Here is a 13,885-nt window from a genome sequence, read left to right as displayed (position 1 = left end):
ACGTTTCGCGCTCTTCCGCATCGCGCCTCAATCCTGCGGCTCGGACGCGGCATCGCCCTGCGCGTCGATGCGCAGCCAGCCCGAGGGCGCGAGGCGCTGCTGCGGCAGGAAGCGGGCCTTGTAGTCCATCTTCTTGGAGCCCTCGATCCAATAGCCGAGATAGACATAGGGCAGCCCTTGCCGGCGGGCGCGGGCGATGTGGTCGAGGATCATGAAGGTGCCCATCGAGCGGCTGACCTGGCTCGGCTCGAAGAACGAATAGACCATCGACAGGCCGTCGCTGAGCACGTCGGTGAGCGCGACGGCGATCAGCTCCTCGCCGCGGCCGGTGATGCCGCTGTCGGGGCCGCGCTTGCGGTATTCGATGATGCGGGTCTCGACATGGCTGTCCTCGACCATCATGGCGTAGTCGAGCACGGTCATGTCGGCCATGCCGCCGTGGCGGTGGCGGGCATCGAGATAGGCCCGGAACACGGAATATTGCTCGGAGGTCGGCACCGCGCTGCGCTGCTCGCCGATGATGTCGGAATTGCGCGCCATCACCTTGCGGAAGTTGCGCGAGGGCCGGAACTCGTTGGCGACGACCCGGACCGAGACGCAGGCGCGGCACTGGTCGCAGGCCGGCCGGTAGGCGATCGACTGGCTGCGGCGGAAACCGCCATGGGTCAGGAGGTCATTGAGGTCGCCGGCCCGGTCCCCAACCAGATGCGTGAACACCTTGCGCTCATGCCGGCCCGGCAAATACGGGCAGGGGGAGGGCGCCGTAAGGTAGAATTGGGGTGTGTCGCGCGAGTGCTGGGTCAAGGGACGTCGTGGGCCTCCGAAGTGAATGTCAGCATCGCGCTACGGAAGCCCCTGGTCAATCGGTCTGCTTGGCGGGTCGGATCGGACAGCTTTAGTCGTTCCTGGTTGATAGGTCCTTGATCACCAGCTTCTGGCGCCCTGCGGCACCGGTGCGCGGACGGAATTGTTGATCACGACCGTTCCCAGCACGAAATCGTGCAGCAGCCGCCGGCGGCCGTTGAACAGGCCGACCAGCACCACGAAAGGCGTCAGGAACGAAACCGTCACCCAGAACAGCACGGCATGGGTGGCGCCGAGCACGAAATAGCCGGGCGCGCCGTACCAGGTGCGCAGCTCCAGATCCATCAGCCGCATGCCGATGGTCGCCGACGAAGGCCCGCCGATGCAGGCGCCGTAATAGACGATGGCCCAGATGACCGAGGCGGGCCAGGCCAGCCAGAACAGCGCCCAGCCGATGCCGAGCGTCACCACGCCGAACAAGGCGATGAAGATGTAGCCGAGGATCACCGGCACGGAGATCACGACCATGTCGATCAGGAAGGCGAACACCCGCCGCGTCGCGACGCCCCGGAACAGCTCTGGGTGCAGATAGGGATCGTAGGCGTGCGGCTGCACCCCGCCATCATTGCGCCAGGCGCCTGAATTGCCCGAGTCGTACGACATCGTCCGTCCTCCCAGGGGGAAACAGAGGGAAAACCCTCGAGGCAGGACATGGGAATAGGCCATCTCCGTGCCAAGGGCGCGGACATTAACAAGCCGAAATATTCCGGCGATTCGGGGGCGGGGAGGCTGTCGGTTTGAGCGCCGACAATGTCGCCACCCCGTGGTGTCATCCCGCGAAAGCGGGGATCCATAACCACAGGGAGCGGTTTGGGCGAAGATAATTCCGCGTCGATACCAACACCGCGCATCATCGATAAATCACGCGGTATGGGTCCCGGCGTTCGCCGGGACGACAGTGGAGATTGTTGCGCGCGCTTAGCCCTGGCTGCGCAGCTTCTCCGCCGCCTTCGGCGCGAAGTAGCTCAGCACGCCGTCGGCGCCGGCGCGCTTGAAGGCGAGCAGGCTCTCCATCATCGCGCGCTCGCCGTCGAGCCAGCCGTTGTTCGCGGCGGCCGCGATCATCGCGTATTCGCCCGAGACCTGGTAGGCGAAGGTCGGCATCGCGAACGTGTCCTTCACGCGGCGGACCACGTCGAGATAGGGCATGCCGGGCTTCACCATCACCATGTCGGCGCCCTCGGCGATATCGAGCTCGACCTCGCGCAGGGCTTCGTCGCTGTTGGCGCTGTCCATCTGATAGGTGCGCTTGTCGCCGGTGAGCGTCTTGGCCGAGCCGATGGCGTCGCGGAACGGGCCGTAGAAGGCCGATGCGTATTTGGCCGCATAGGCCATGATCTGCACGTCGAGCAGTCCGGCGCGGTCCAGCCCCTCGCGGATCGCGGCGACGCGGCCGTCCATCATGTCCGAGGGCGCGATGATGTCGCAGCCGGCTTCGGCCTGCACCAGGGCCTGGCGCACCAGCACGGCGACCGTCTCGTCGTTCAGGATCTTGCCGTCGGAAATCAGGCCGTCATGGCCGTGGCTGGTGAACGGGTCGAGCGCGACGTCGCAGAGAATGCCGATCTCCGGAAACTCCTTCTTGATCGCGCGCACGGCCTGGCAGACCAGGTTGTTCGGATTGGTCGCTTCGGAGCCTTCCTCGTCGCGCAAGGACGGCTCGGTGTAGGGAAACAGCGCGAGGCAGGGGATGGTGAGCTTCATGGCGCGCTCGGCCGCGCGCACCGCCTGGTCGACGCTGAGGCGCTCGACGCCGGGCATCGAGGCGACCTGCTCGCGCTTGTTGGTGCCGTCGATCAGGAATAGCGGCCAGATCAGATCGTCGGTGGTGAGCACATTCTCCCGCACCATGCGCCGGGCCCATTCGGCCTTGCGGTTGCGGCGCGGCCGGACGGTCAGATCGAGGGCATGGGGCACGGCGGTGCCCTCGCGGCGCGAGACCTCGCGCAATTCGATCGGACGTCCGTATTTGATCGCCATCACTCTTCCTCCGGCTGGAATTATTCTTATACCAGCTCGCACGGTTCCCGTCACCGCGGCTTGACCTGCCGCAAGGCAGAATTGACCTGATGGGCAGCCGATTGATTTTGCGGGGCGAAGCAGCCAGAAGGGGGACCATGTCCGAGATCTCCACCCGCGATGCGGCCCGCGAGAGCGCCAGGGACGCGACCAGAGACCACGCGATCTCCGTCGCGGCGATCTCGTCGGAGCGGGCCGAGTCCGACGACAATGTCTGGACGCGCCGCCTGGTGCTGTTCCTGCGGGTGATGGCGCTGCTCTCGATCCTGAAAGGTCTCTATCACTGGGCGCAGGTGACGGGCTTTGTCGGCGGCGAGGACGAGGCGTTCGAGAACCAGTCGATGGCCTGGCAGGCCGCCACCGTCTACTTCGCCGTGATCGAGCTCGTCGCCGCGGTCGGCCTGTGGCTGGCAACGCCGTGGGGCGCGGTGGTGTGGCTGACCACCGTGGTGTCGATGGCGGTGATCGAGCTGATGTTCCCGGGCATCTACGGCGGCAGCCTGATCGTCGTCGGCGTCGAAGCCGCCATGCTCGCCGCCTATCTCGCGCTGGCCTGGATGGCCGCGCGCGAGCGGCCGCCGTAGGGCGGACGATCACAACGCTTTCTCGTGCCCCGGACGCAATGCAGCGCGTCGCATTTGCGACGTGATGCTTTGCTGAGCCGGGGCCCATCCCTCCGCGATCTCGCTTTCGGCTTCTGGGTCCCGGATCTTCGCTTCGCTCGTCCGGGACACGAGCGCGGAGTTGTGCGCGTTTGGTTGACCGCTGGTTGCCTAAAATTTGCGGTAAGTTTTCGTTGACCAGCCGGCGCCGCCACAGCCGTTACGCGCCCGTTTCGAAACCGGGCAGGCCTGTTCTGGAATGCGACAACCGGGGCGGACGGAGGGTGAACAGGACCTTGCGAAGGTCAACAGAGGCTTTCGAAAAGTGCTTGTGGCACAGGCTTAATCCGCAATTCACTGTCTTAAATTCATGATCTCTTTATTCTCTTATTTAAGCCGATCTTCAAACGCGCCCCTTAAGTTGCACCTATCAGGCGGGACACAAGTTTCGTCGAATAAGTGTCGACAAAAACGACAACAGGGGAAGTGTCATGATGAAAGCCGTCGCAACTGCGGCAGATACCGCAGAGCGCGTCTCCGGCCAGCAGGGTTCGGTGCAGTCGCTCTATCTGGAAGCTTTGACTCTGGTGGAGCGGCTGCATCGCCGGCTCCTCGACGTGATCAAGGACGAATTCGATCGCCGCGGCCGTGCGGACATCAACTCGGTGCAGGCGCTCCTGCTCTATAACATCGGTGACAAGGAGCTGACCGCGGGCGAGCTGCGCACGCGCGGTTACTATCTCGGCTCCAACGTCTCCTACAATCTGAAGAAGCTCGTCGAGCTCGGCTTCCTCGATCATCAGCGCTCGCGCGTCGATCGCCGCTCGGTGCGCATCCGCCTGACCCCGCAGGGCCAGGAAGTCCGCCGCATCGTCGATGCGCTCTACCAGAAGCACGTCAAGACGGTGGAGCAGGTCGGCGGCATCTCGGGCGAGGAATTCTCGACCCTCAACAAGTCGCTGCACCGCCTCGAGCGGTTCTGGACCGACCAGATCCTCTATCGTCTTTGAGCTTTCGAAAAGGGATCAAGGCCAAGCCGGCCCGCAACAAGACCGGCAAGCCTGCCCTGGACGTGCCTGACTTCCCCAAGCGCACTGGTCCGGAGTTGCCCCCGGGCCGGTGCGGTTCCATTTTTGCACTGCGAAAAAAATTCGCGGGCTGTGCGGAACAAGTTCCGCACTTGGCGCTTATCTTCCCCGGGATCGGAGACAGGGCGATGCTGGTCGAGCGCGGGCTGCAGGCGATGAACGTGGAACTCGTGAGCGAGGCCTACGCCATCGCCGCGAACTACCTTCGCCGCTCCGGCACGATCCCGGATACGCTCGTCACCAACGAACGCCTGCTCGGGATCATCATCAAGCTGCTTCAGCGCGGCGAATTCAACAAGATCAGGCTCGCCAACAAGGCCATCGCCCAATTCCAGGCGCATTCCGGGGCCAGCGCGGTTGCCTGATCAACCATCACAGACCACCGATCAACCAGAGGGTGCCATGGAAGCCGCGATCGACCGCATCATGCAGACCTATGACCTGCTCGCCAACCGCACCGCTGCGGCCAGTGAGGAGGCACGCATGAAGGTGACCAACTATCTGACCACCCTGATGGAAGCCGGCGAGAAGGACCCCCATAGGTTGACGGTGTGCGGCCTGACCTATCTGCGCCAGCTCGACGGCAGCGTGGACCCGGTCAAGGCGGGGTATACGGGGTTGTGACGCGACCCCTGCCGCGGCCCGCGGCTCCAGGCAGGAGCAGCTAAGGCCCGAAGCGGCCCCATTCCGGGTGAGGCGGACGGGGCTCCTGCGAACGGCCCGATCGCCGCAAATCTCCTCTCTCCACCATATCTGGCATAAATATTGGGCCCGACCCGCAAACCCTTGGCCTGTTGCGGGCGATGTGGTAGATCGCGCCTGCTTCCGACCGCCACACCAGACCCGCCCGCAGCCCGCCAAAAGGCTGCGGCGGTGGAGATATTCCCAAGATGACCGCACCCAAGACCGCCTCCGCGCCCGATTCGTTTTTCACCGCCTCGCTCGAGCAGGCCGACCCCGAAATCGCCGCCGCCATCAAGGGCGAGCTCGGCCGGCAGCGCCATGAGGTCGAGCTGATCGCCTCCGAGAACATCGTCAGCCGGGCCGTGCTGGAAGCGCAGGGTTCGGTGATGACCAACAAGTACGCAGAGGGTTATCCGGGCGCGCGCTATTACGGCGGTTGTGAGTGGGTCGACGTCGCCGAGAACCTCGCGATCGATCGCGCCAAGAAGCTGTTCGGCGCAGGCTTCGCCAACGTGCAGCCGAATTCCGGCAGCCAGATGAACCAGGCGGTGTTTCTGGCGCTGCTGCAGCCCGGCGACACCTTCATGGGCCTCGATCTCGCCGCCGGCGGCCATCTCACTCACGGCTCGCCCGTCAACATGAGCGGCAAATGGTTCAAGGCCGCGCACTACACCGTGCGCCGCGAGGACCAGATCATCGACATGGATGCGGTGGCCAAGCAGGCCGAGCAGGTCAAGCCGAAGCTGATCATCGCCGGCGGCTCGGCCTATTCGCGCGCCTGGGACTTCAAGCGCTTCCGCGAGATCGCGGACAGCGTCGGCGCCTACCTGCTGGTGGACATGGCGCACTTCGCCGGTCTCGTCGCCGGCGGCGTGCATGCTTCGCCGGTGCCGTATGCGCACGTCACCACGACGACGACGCACAAGTCGCTGCGCGGTCCGCGCGGCGGCCTGATGCTGTGGAATGACGAAACGCTGACCAAGAAGCTCAACTCGGCGATCTTTCCGGGCCTGCAGGGCGGTCCCCTGATGCACGTCATCGCGGCGAAAGCGGTCGCCTTCGGCGAGGCGCTGCGTCCGGACTTCAAGGTCTACGCCAAGAACGTCGTCGAAAACGCCAAGGCGCTGGCCGAGACCTTGAAGGGCCATGGTCTCGATATCGTCTCCGGCGGCACCGACAATCATCTGATGCTGGTCGATCTCAGGCCGAAGGGCCTCAAGGGCAACGTCTCGGAGAAGGCGCTGGTCCGCGCCGCCATCACCTGCAACAAGAACGGCGTCCCATTCGACCCCGAGTCGCCCTTCGTCACGTCGGGCATCCGGCTCGGCACGCCGGCGGCGACCAGCCGCGGCTTCGGCGTCGCCGAATTCCAGCAGGTCGGCGGCATGATCGCCGAGGTCCTCAACGCGATCGCGCAGTCTTCCGACGGCAAGGCGCCGCTGGTGGAAGCCGCGATCAAGGAACGGGTCAAGGCACTGACCGACCGGTTTCCGATCTATCAGTAAGGCTGGGTCCCACGGATGCGCTGCCCGAACTGCAACAGTCTCGATACGCAGGTGAAGGACTCGCGTCCGACCGAGGACTCGTCCGTGATCCGCAGGCGGCGCGTATGCGTCGCCTGCAATTTCCGCTTCACCACCTTCGAGCGCGTGCAGCTGCGCGAGCTCACGGTGATCAAGCGCAACGGCCGCCGCGTGCCGTTCGATCGCGACAAGCTGATGCGCTCGGTGCAGATCTCGTTGCGCAAGCGGCAGGTCGAGCCGGAGCGTGTGGAGAAGATGGTCTCCACCATCGTGCGCGAGCTCGAGACCGGGGGCGAGGCCGAGATCTCGTCCGAAGTAATCGGCGAGACCGTGATGGAGCATCTGCGCACGCTCGACGACGTCGCCTATGTGCGCTTCGCCTCGGTCTATCGCAATTTCCGCGAGGCCAAGGATTTCGCCGATGTGCTCGGCGAGCTCTCCGGCGAGGAGGAAGCGCGGCTCGCCGCGATCCGCAAATGATCTTCCGCATCCTGGAAGACCAGTTCGCGCAGAAGGCCCGCGAGGCCAAGGACGCCGATCTTCGTTTCATGCAGCTTGCGCTGGCGCTAGGCAGGCGCGGGCAGGGATGCACCTGGCCCAACCCGGCCGTCGGTGCCGTCGTGGTGAGGGATGGCGTGATCGTCGGCCGCGGCTGGACCCAGCCAGGTGGGCGTCCGCATGCCGAGCCTGAAGCCTTGCTGCGGGCCGGCGAAGCCGCGCGCGGTGCCACGCTCTACGTCACGCTGGAGCCGTGCTCGCATTTCGGCAAGTCGCCGCCTTGCGCCGATGCGGTGATTGCGGCCGGCATCAAGCGCGTGGTGGCGGCGGTCGAAGATCCCAATCCGGAGGTCGCGGGCCAGGGTCATGCGCGCCTGCGCGCCGCCGGCGTCCACGTGGACGTCGGCCTGTGCGCGGCGGAGGCCGCGTTCGACCATGCCGGGCATTTCCGCCGTATCCGCGATCACCGTCCGCATGTGATCCTGAAGCTCGCGGTCTCGCCTGACGGCAAGATCGGTGCGGCGGGCGGCAAGCCGTTCGCGATCACGGGGGAGGCGGCGCGCAATCGGGTGCATCTGCTCCGTGCGCAATGCGATGCGATCCTGGTCGGCATCGGAACGGTGCTGGCAGACGATCCGCTTCTCACCTGCCGCCTGCCGGGCATGGCGGCGCGCTCGCCGGTGCGCATCGTGCTCGATCAGAGCCTGCGGATTCCCGGCGCGAGCAGGCTGACAGGCTCGGCGCGCGAGACGCCGCTCTGGGTGATGGGTTCTGAGCTTGCGGAAGCCGCAGCCGCGACGCGGCTCGGTGCGGCCGGCGCGCAAGTGATCCGCGTCCCGGCGGCCGGCGCCTCCGGGCTCGATTTGCCGGCCGTGCTGCAAGCGCTGGCGGGGAAGGGGATCACCCGGCTGATGGTCGAGGGCGGTAGCCGGGTGGCGTCCTCGTTTGTCGCGGCCGACCTCGTCGACGAGATCTGGCTGTTCCGCGGCGCGGAAGCGGTGGGCAATGGCGGCGTCGATGCGCTCGATGCATTGCCCCTGTCGAAAATCACGCAGTCGCAGGCCTACAGGGTTCATGCTAGCGAAACATTCGGCAAGGATACTCTCACCATCTACGAGCGTGCGTAATGTTCACCGGCATTGTCACCGATATCGGCGAGATCGTCAGCTTCACGCCCGTGGCGCAGGACCAGTTGCACCGGCTCCGCATCGCCTGCCGCTATGATCAAGCCACGATCGCCGACGGCGCCTCGATCGCCAGCAACGGCGTGTGCCTGACGGTGGTCGCCTCCGGCGTCGCAGATGGCAAGACTTGGTATGAGGTCGATACGGGGGCCGAGACACTGGCGCTGACGACGGCGAAGCACTGGAAGCTGGGCACCAGGCTCAACCTCGAGCGCGCGCTGAAGATCGGCGACGAGCTCGGCGGCCACATCGTCGCCGGCCATGTCGACGGCATTGCGATCATCGTAAGCCGCGAGGACCTGCCCGATATGGCGCGGTTCGAGCTCGCGACCACGCGGGAGCTGGCGCGGTTCATCGCCACCAAGGGCTCGATCACGCTCGACGGCGTCTCGCTGACGGTCAATACGGTGAAGGACGCGACCTTTTCGGTGCTGATCATTCCGCACACGCTGACGGTCACCACGATCGGCGGCTGGAAGGCGGGGGACGAGGTCAATATCGAGGTCGATCTGATGGCCCGCTACGCGGCGCGGCTGACGGAGATGAAGTGACGGCGAAGCCGTCATTCCGGGGCGGCTCGAAGAGCCGAACGACGGTGCGCAGTTGCGCACCTGAGTATCTCGAGATTCCGGGTTCGCTTCGCGCCCCGGAATGACAGTGTCTTTGAACTTGGCTTACCAGCCTGTGGCGACTACATAACGCGCCAACCTCTAGAACGGGACTTAACGATGGCAGACGCGCGCCGCGCACCCCTGAAGGACCAGACCGACATTTCCGGCGCCCGCGCGCTGATTGTCGAGGCGCGGTTCTATGACGATCTCCAGGATGCGCTTCTGGACGGCGCGGTGGCCGAGCTGAAGGCGGCCGGCCTGACCCACGACGTCATCACGGTTCCTGGTGCGCTGGAGATTCCGGCCGCGGTGGCCATTGCGGTGGATGCCGCGGCGGCGAGCGGCAAGCCCTATGACGCCGTGATCGCGCTCGGCTGCGTGATCCGTGGCGACACCATTCACTTCGAGATCGTCTCGCAGGAATCCTCGCGAGCGCTGATGGACCTCGCGGTTTCGCGCAAGCTGCCGCTCGGCAACGGCATCCTCACCGTCAACACCGAGGCGCAGGCCTGGGCGCGGGCGCGCGCCAGCGAGCTCAACAAGGGCGGCGATGCCGCGCGCGCGGCGCTGGCGATGCTGCGCATCAAACGCCGCCTGGCGCAGGCCTAAAGCCATGGCCGACAACACCAGGAAACCGGCAGGCCCTGCCGAGAAGAAGGCGAACCGGCGCGGCGCGGCGCGGCTCGCGGCCGTGCAGGCGCTGTACCAGATGGATATCGCCGGCGCCGGCATCAACGACATCTTCGCCGAGTTCGAGAGCCATTGGCTCGGCAACGAGGTCGAGGGCGAGACGTATCTGCCGGCGGAGGCTGCCTTCTTCCGCGACGTCGTCTCGGGCGTCGTGCGCGACCAGAAGAAGCTGGATCCGCTGATCGACGAGGCGCTGTCGAAGGGCTGGCCCTTGAAGCGGATCGAGGCGATCCTGCGCGCGGTGCTGCGGGCGGGGGCCTACGAATTGGAGCATCGCAAGGACGTGCCGGCCCGGGTCGTCGTCTCCGAATATGTCGACGTCGCCAATGCGTTCGTCGACCGCGAGGAGACCGGCATGGTGAACGCCGTGCTCGACCAGATCGGCCGCCAGTTTCGCGGCGACGAGTTCGGGCGGTAGTCGTGCTGAGGGGCGTCGCATTGAAGCAATACGCCAGCCCCATTCTCCACCGTCATCACCCGCGAAGGCGGGTGATCCAGTACGCCGCCGCCTATCGATTTGACACGATCGTCTCTGGAATACTGGATCGCCCGGTCGAGCCGGGCGATGACACCTGTTTCTAGGTAGTCGCCGATGGCAAACCCACACAATGCCTCCGCCGAAGACGCCCTGATCGCGCGCTATTTCAAGCCGCTGGCGACCGACCCCGGTGCGTTCGGGCTGGTCGATGACGCTGCGGTGCTGTCGGCGTCCGGCGACGACATCGTCGTCACCACCGACGCTGTCGTCGAGGGCGTGCACTATCTTGCCAGCGATCCGCCCGACACTATCGCGCGCAAGGCGCTGCGGGTGAACCTGTCCGATCTCGCCGCCAAGGGCGCGGTGCCGGCCGGCTTCGTGCTGACGCTGGCATTGCGCAGCAAGGAGGATGCCTGGCTGCGCCCGTTTGCGGAGGCGCTGGGGCAAGACGCAAGAGAGTTCGCTTGTCCGCTGCTCGGCGGCGACACGGTCTCGACGCCGGGCCCGCAGATGATCTCGATCACGGCCTTCGGCCGTGTCCCGCAGGGGCGGATGGTCGGCCGAACCGGCGCGCGGCCGGGCGATTGCATCCTGGTGACGGGCACGATCGGCGATGCGGCGCTCGGCCTCGACGTGCTCAATGGCGGCGCTGCCGCAACGGCGCTCGCGAGCAGTCCCGCCGCAAAGGACGCCCTGGTCTGGCGTTATCGCGTGCCGCAGCCGCGCAATGTGCTGGCGCGGGCCGTGCGCGATCATGCGAGCGCGGCGATGGACGTCTCCGACGGGCTCGCCGGCGATCTGGCCAAGCTCTGCGCGGCGTCCGAGGTCTCGGGCTCGGTCGACGTGGCAAGCGTGCCGCTCTCGGCCGCGGCAGCAGGCTTGGTCGCCCGCAATGTCGTTGGCATCGAGACGCTGCTCGCAGGGGGCGACGATTACGAGGTGCTGTGCACCGTGCCGCCGGCGCAAGTCGACGCGCTGATGGCCGCGGGGCGGGCGGCCGGCCTTGCCGTCACGGCGATCGGCACCGTCGTCGCGGGGAAGGAGAGGCCGCGCTTCCTGGACGGGCAGGGCCAGGAGCTGGCTTTGACGCGGCTGTCCTACAGCCACTTCTAGGAATCGCTCCAAACCGGCATCTTAGTTCTCGGCACTTGGTTCTAAATACCTGCCGAGATCGGCGTTTTCGGCCCTATCCGGCGTTGCACCCTCAATTTGATTTTGGCAAGCTCGCGGCCGACTAAGGCCGCCCCTTTTGGGCAAGGGGCGGCTTTGTTCGAAATCAAGGCGCCGCACCGCACAACGGACAACAAGAGGCGCCGGGGATACATCAAGGATCTGAGGCAAACATCACATGACAGCATTATGGTTGATAGTGCTCTGCGGAGTGCTTTCCGTCGTCTACGCGATTTGGGCGACGTCTTCGGTGTTAAGCGCGGATGCGGGGTCGCCGCGCATGCAGGAGATCGCAGGGGCGGTGCGTGAGGGCGCACAGGCCTATCTGCGGCGCCAGTACACCACGATCGGTATCGTCGGCATCGTCATCTTCGTGCTGCTTGCCTATTTCCTCGGTCTCTATGTCGCGATTGGTTTTGCCATCGGCGCCATCCTGTCGGGAGCGGCCGGCTTCATCGGCATGAACGTCTCGGTCCGCGCCAATGTGCGCACCGCCCAGGCCGCGACGACGTCGCTCGCCGGCGGCCTCGAGCTCGCCTTCAAGGCGGGCGCGATCACCGGCCTTCTGGTGGCGGGTCTCGCACTGCTGGGGGTGACGCTTTATTTTGCCTTCCTGGTCCATTCGCTGAAGCTCGCGCCTGACAGCCGTGTCGTGGTCGATGCCCTGGTGGCGCTCGGCTTCGGCGCCTCGCTGATCTCGATCTTCGCCCGTCTCGGCGGCGGCATCTTCACCAAGGGTGCGGATGTCGGCGGTGATCTCGTCGGCAAGGTCGAGGCCGGCATTCCCGAGGACGATCCGCGCAATCCGGCGACCATCGCCGACAACGTCGGCGACAATGTCGGCGACTGCGCCGGCATGGCCGCCGACCTGTTCGAGACCTATGCGGTGACCGCGGTCGCCACCATGGTGCTGGCGGCGATCTTCTTCGCCAAGACACCGATCCTCGCCAGCATGATGACGCTGCCGCTCGCGATCGGCGGCATCTGCATCATCACCTCGATCATCGGCACCTTCTTCGTCAAGCTCGGGCCGAGCCAGTCGATCATGGGCGCGCTCTACAAGGGCCTGATCGCAACCGGCGTGCTGTCGCTGATCGGCATCGCGCTGGTGATTTACTACCTGATCGGCTTCGGCAAGCTCGAGGGCGTCAGCTACACCGGCATGGCGTTGTTCGAGTGCGGCGTGGTCGGCCTCGTCGTCACCGCGCTGATCATCTGGATCACCGAGTACTACACGGGCACCGACTACCGTCCGGTAAAGTCGATCGCCCAGGCCTCGGTGACCGGCCACGGCACCAACGTGATCCAGGGCCTCGCCATCTCCATGGAAGCGACTGCGTTGCCCGCGATCGTCATCATCGCCGGCATCCTGGTGACCTACAGCCTCGCCGGGCTGTTCGGCATCGCGATCGCGACCGCCACCATGCTGGCGCTGGCCGGCATGATCGTCGCCCTCGACGCCTTCGGCCCCGTCACCGACAATGCCGGCGGCATTGCCGAGATGGCGGGACTGCCCAAGGAGGTGCGCAAGTCGACCGACGCGCTCGATGCGGTCGGCAACACCACCAAGGCGGTGACCAAAGGCTACGCGATCGGCTCAGCCGGTCTCGGTGCTCTCGTGCTGTTCGCGGCCTACAACGAGGATCTCAAGTTCTTCGTCGCCGGCTCCGCACAGCATCCCTACTTCGCCGGCGTCAACCCGGACTTCTCGCTCAACAACCCCTACGTCGTGGTGGGTCTGCTGTTCGGTGGTCTGTTGCCGTATCTGTTCGGCGCGATGGGCATGACGGCGGTGGGACGCGCCGCCAGCGCGATCGTCGAGGAGGTGCGGCGTCAGTTCCGCGAGAAGCCGGGCATCATGCAGGGCACCGACAAGCCTGACTACGGCAAGGCGGTCGACCTGCTGACGAAGGCGGCGATCAAGGAGATGATCATCCCCTCGCTGCTGCCGGTGCTGTCGCCGATCGTCGTCTACTTCGTGATCTACTTCATCGCGGGCGGCGGCGCGGTCGGCAAGTCGGCGGCGTTCTCCGCGGTCGGTGCCATGCTGCTCGGCGTGATCGTAACGGGCCTGTTCGTCGCGATCTCCATGACCTCGGGCGGCGGCGCCTGGGACAACGCCAAGAAGTACATCGAAGACGGTCATTTCGGCGGCAAGGGCTCGGATGCCCACAAGTCGGCGGTAACAGGCGACACCGTCGGCGATCCCTACAAGGACACGGCGGGTCCTGCGGTGAACCCGATGATCAAGATCACGAACATCGTGGCCTTGCTGCTGCTGGCGATCCTGGCGCACTGAGCAGCGACAGCTCTCCAAGACAAAACCCCGCGGCGCGAGCCGCGGGGTTTTTGATGATGAAACTTCGCTCCAACTGCGTTTCCCGGACGCTGCGCATCACGAAGTGATGCGCCTGCAGATCCGGGGTCCACACTCGAGGCTCTGGGTCCCGGCTCGGCGGCGCAGCGTTGCACGC

15 protein-coding genes are annotated in these 13,885 nt (G+C 65.7%); 12 read left to right on the top strand and 3 right to left on the bottom strand.

Translation table 11 applies throughout. From position 1 onward, the window contains the following. Positions 1-27: 27 nt before the first annotated feature. The 3 genes from DCM79_RS12545 to hemB all read right to left on the bottom strand — a co-directional run bounded on the left by DCM79_RS12545 (position 28) and on the right by hemB (position 2,844). Positions 28-804, bottom strand: coding sequence for an arginyltransferase (locus DCM79_RS12545; protein WP_254131951.1), 777 nt, complete (start codon positions 802-804; stop codon positions 28-30). A gap of 120 nt (positions 805-924) precedes the next feature. Then, positions 925-1,467 (bottom strand): RDD family protein, encoded by a 543-nt coding sequence (locus DCM79_RS12540; RefSeq protein WP_257180101.1) that lies wholly within the window; start codon positions 1,465-1,467, stop codon positions 925-927. Between the two features lie 315 nt (positions 1,468-1,782). After that, entirely contained in the window at positions 1,783-2,844 is a 1,062-nt protein-coding gene (gene hemB, locus DCM79_RS12535; RefSeq protein WP_257180100.1) for a porphobilinogen synthase, read from the bottom strand. A 137-nt stretch (positions 2,845-2,981) separates the two neighbouring features. On the opposite strand from hemB, the gene DCM79_RS12530 reads away from it, so the two are divergent. The 12 genes from DCM79_RS12530 to DCM79_RS12475 all read left to right on the top strand — a co-directional run bounded on the left by DCM79_RS12530 (position 2,982) and on the right by DCM79_RS12475 (position 13,710). After that, a complete protein-coding gene (locus DCM79_RS12530; RefSeq protein ID WP_257180099.1) occupies positions 2,982-3,467 on the top strand; it encodes a DUF6163 family protein in 486 nt (161 codons plus the stop codon). A 509-nt stretch (positions 3,468-3,976) separates the two neighbouring features. Further along, positions 3,977-4,495 carry a transcriptional regulator LdtR gene (gene ldtR, locus DCM79_RS12525; RefSeq protein WP_018320040.1) on the top strand — a complete coding sequence of 173 codons (519 nt, stop codon included), beginning with the start codon at positions 3,977-3,979 and terminating at the stop codon, positions 4,493-4,495. A gap of 206 nt (positions 4,496-4,701) precedes the next feature. Continuing rightward, the gene (locus DCM79_RS12520; RefSeq protein ID WP_257180750.1) at positions 4,702-4,938 is read left to right on the top strand and encodes a hypothetical protein; all 237 of its coding nucleotides are present in this window, start codon (positions 4,702-4,704) and stop codon (positions 4,936-4,938) included. Between the two features lie 37 nt (positions 4,939-4,975). Next, entirely contained in the window at positions 4,976-5,197 is a 222-nt protein-coding gene (locus tag DCM79_RS12515) for a hypothetical protein (RefSeq protein ID WP_135165432.1), read from the top strand. A 266-nt stretch (positions 5,198-5,463) separates the two neighbouring features. After that, the gene (glyA, locus tag DCM79_RS12510; protein WP_257180097.1) at positions 5,464-6,762 is read left to right on the top strand and encodes a serine hydroxymethyltransferase; all 1,299 of its coding nucleotides are present in this window, start codon (positions 5,464-5,466) and stop codon (positions 6,760-6,762) included. 15 nt (positions 6,763-6,777) lie between these two features. Further along, entirely contained in the window at positions 6,778-7,260 is a 483-nt protein-coding gene (nrdR, locus tag DCM79_RS12505) for a transcriptional regulator NrdR (RefSeq protein WP_011087793.1), read from the top strand. Beyond that, positions 7,257-8,405 carry a bifunctional diaminohydroxyphosphoribosylaminopyrimidine deaminase/5-amino-6-(5-phosphoribosylamino)uracil reductase RibD gene (gene ribD, locus DCM79_RS12500; protein ID WP_257180096.1) on the top strand — a complete coding sequence of 383 codons (1,149 nt, stop codon included), beginning with the start codon at positions 7,257-7,259 and terminating at the stop codon, positions 8,403-8,405. The genes nrdR and ribD overlap by 4 nt, the downstream gene beginning before the upstream one ends. Next, entirely contained in the window at positions 8,405-9,013 is a 609-nt protein-coding gene (locus DCM79_RS12495) for a riboflavin synthase (protein ID WP_257180095.1), read from the top strand. The genes ribD and DCM79_RS12495 overlap by 1 nt, the downstream gene beginning before the upstream one ends. 177 nt (positions 9,014-9,190) lie before the next feature. After that, a complete protein-coding gene (gene ribH / locus DCM79_RS12490; RefSeq protein WP_257180094.1) occupies positions 9,191-9,682 on the top strand; it encodes a 6,7-dimethyl-8-ribityllumazine synthase in 492 nt (163 codons plus the stop codon). A gap of 4 nt (positions 9,683-9,686) precedes the next feature. Next, the gene (nusB, locus tag DCM79_RS12485) at positions 9,687-10,181 is read left to right on the top strand and encodes a transcription antitermination factor NusB (RefSeq protein WP_257180093.1); all 495 of its coding nucleotides are present in this window, start codon (positions 9,687-9,689) and stop codon (positions 10,179-10,181) included. Between the two features lie 174 nt (positions 10,182-10,355). Next, positions 10,356-11,354, top strand: a complete 999-nt coding sequence (gene thiL / locus DCM79_RS12480) for a thiamine-phosphate kinase (RefSeq protein ID WP_257180092.1) — start codon at positions 10,356-10,358, stop codon at positions 11,352-11,354. Positions 11,355-11,589: 235 nt separating this feature from the next. Continuing rightward, complete coding sequence (locus tag DCM79_RS12475; protein WP_257180091.1) at positions 11,590-13,710, top strand: sodium-translocating pyrophosphatase; 2,121 nt, start codon at positions 11,590-11,592, stop codon at positions 13,708-13,710. The last annotated feature ends 175 nt before the right edge of the window (positions 13,711-13,885 follow it).

The sequence above is a fragment of the Bradyrhizobium sp. WBOS07 genome, assembly GCF_024585165.1.
In the GTDB taxonomy this organism is placed as follows: domain Bacteria; phylum Pseudomonadota; class Alphaproteobacteria; order Rhizobiales; family Xanthobacteraceae; genus Bradyrhizobium; species Bradyrhizobium japonicum_B.
The sequence above is the reverse complement of the archived record's forward strand: the minus strand, read 5'-3'. Positions and strand labels throughout refer to the sequence as shown.